This is a genomic window from Roseateles sp. (genome assembly GCF_049240545.1).
Lineage (GTDB): Bacteria > Pseudomonadota > Gammaproteobacteria > Burkholderiales > Burkholderiaceae_C > Paucibacter_A.
Genome location: NZ_JBMLSK010000032.1, coordinates 1 through 1,537, shown reverse-complemented (window position 1 = coordinate 1,537; position 1,537 = coordinate 1). Strand labels below are relative to the sequence as shown.

The window sequence follows — 1,537 nt, the reverse complement described above, 5'->3', positions numbered from 1 at the left end:
CGCGGCAGAGGAATCGGCGTAGCGGAGACAGGTGTTGAAGGCCCCGTTGCTGATCGACTGGCATGCAGCTCGATGCACGGGCGGGTCTTGAGTGCAGAGCGCGATGAATCGCGTTGGAGGGTGTGGCGCTGGCTGCAGGCTCTGGGCCTGCCCTTCGCTCATGCCCAAGCCGCCATCCGTCGCAGATTCATCGCCAAGCACACCAGCCTCCATTCAGCTCGCACCTTCTCCAAACCACGCAGGCTGAACTGGCGGAACCCGAGCACCGATTTGATCCAGCCGTTCGGCGCTTCGACGATGGCCTTGCGGCGGCGGTAGGCCGCTTGGCTTTCCTGACTCTTCAGCCGTTCTGCCATCTGCGCGGTGTGCGGGTACTTCCCGGCATCCACCTGCGCCTGCTCCCGGCCTTCGCGGCCCAGTGCCACGATGACCTCCAACGGTGTCTCCGCCATCGCCGCGAGCGCTGCTTCGCTGCGATATCCCGCATCCGCCAGAACCGTCTGCGGCAACGCGCCCACCGTGCGTTCCACCGCCTCCACCATCGGCGGCAGTTCACCACTGTCGGCAGCGCACGCGGTCAGCTCCGCCGCGATGATGATCTGGCGCTCCGCATCGACCGCGGTCTGTGCGTTGTAGCTGTGCTCGAAGCCGCCGTTGCTCTGCTTCATGATCCGACTCTCCGGGTCGGTGAAGCTGGTCTGGGCTGCGTCTTCCGGTACGCCGAAGTCGCGCTTGAAGGGCTTGCCGCGTTTGGGCGTTCCGTCCGGATGGCGGGGCTTGCGCTCATCGCCATCGTGACGTCCGCGTGCCGTGTCGGCCTCGCGTTGCTGCGCTTCCAGCCGCGCTTTCGCCGCTTCAATTGCGGCAAGACGCTGCTCGCGACGCGCAATCTCGGCGGGCAGGTCTTGCTCAGGCGCGTTCGCTTCCGCAAGGTCCGCCGCACGGGCACGCTCCAGCAGGTCCGCAATCTGCTGCTTCAGCTCCGCCTCGGCCTGCACGATCCGCGCGTAGCTCATCGCCTTGTGGCGCGAGGCGTTGGCCTTCACCTTGGTCCCGTCGATCGCGATCGTGCCCAGCTTCACCAGGCCACACTCGCGTGCCAGCTTCACCACCTGTACGAACAACGCGGACAGCTCCGCCAAGTGCAGCGCACGAAAGTCGCTCAGCGTCCGATGCGCGGGAAAATTGCCGGCCGAAAGAACGCGGAAGGCGACGTCATCGTGCAGGCGCTTGGCGAGCTTGCGCGACGAGAACACGCCCGTCGCATAGCCGTACAGCAGCACCTTCACCATCATCTGCGGATGGAACGGCTGGTTCCGCGGGCCACCCTTGGCGTAGCGCGCATGAAACGCCGAGAGATCAAGCGCCTCCACGGTGTCGGCAATGAAGTACGCCAGATGACCCTCGGGAAGCCAGTCCGCCGCTGACACAGGCAGAAGGTGGGCTTGGTTGGGCTGGTAGGGCAGGTACGAAGTCGTCATGTCCCAAGTGTCGCGCAATCAAACACCGCGTTGGGCTCTGCCGCGCAGGCTCCTAG

Annotated in this window: 1 protein-coding gene; it reads right to left on the bottom strand. The window is 65.5% G+C overall.

Going from position 1 to position 1,537, the window contains the following annotated elements:
* Window positions 1-158: 158 nt before the first annotated feature.
* Window positions 159-1,481, bottom strand: coding sequence for an IS1182 family transposase (locus ACOVRJ_RS01665; RefSeq protein WP_422042174.1), 1,323 nt, complete (start codon window positions 1,479-1,481; stop codon window positions 159-161).
* Window positions 1,482-1,537 lie beyond the last annotated feature (56 nt).

What these genes read in the sequence shown, in the direction of transcription:
- ACOVRJ_RS01665 (WP_422042174.1), bottom strand. Translation starts at nt 1,481, where the DNA reads ATGACGACTTCGTACCTGCCCTACCAGCCCAACCAAGCCCACCTTCTG.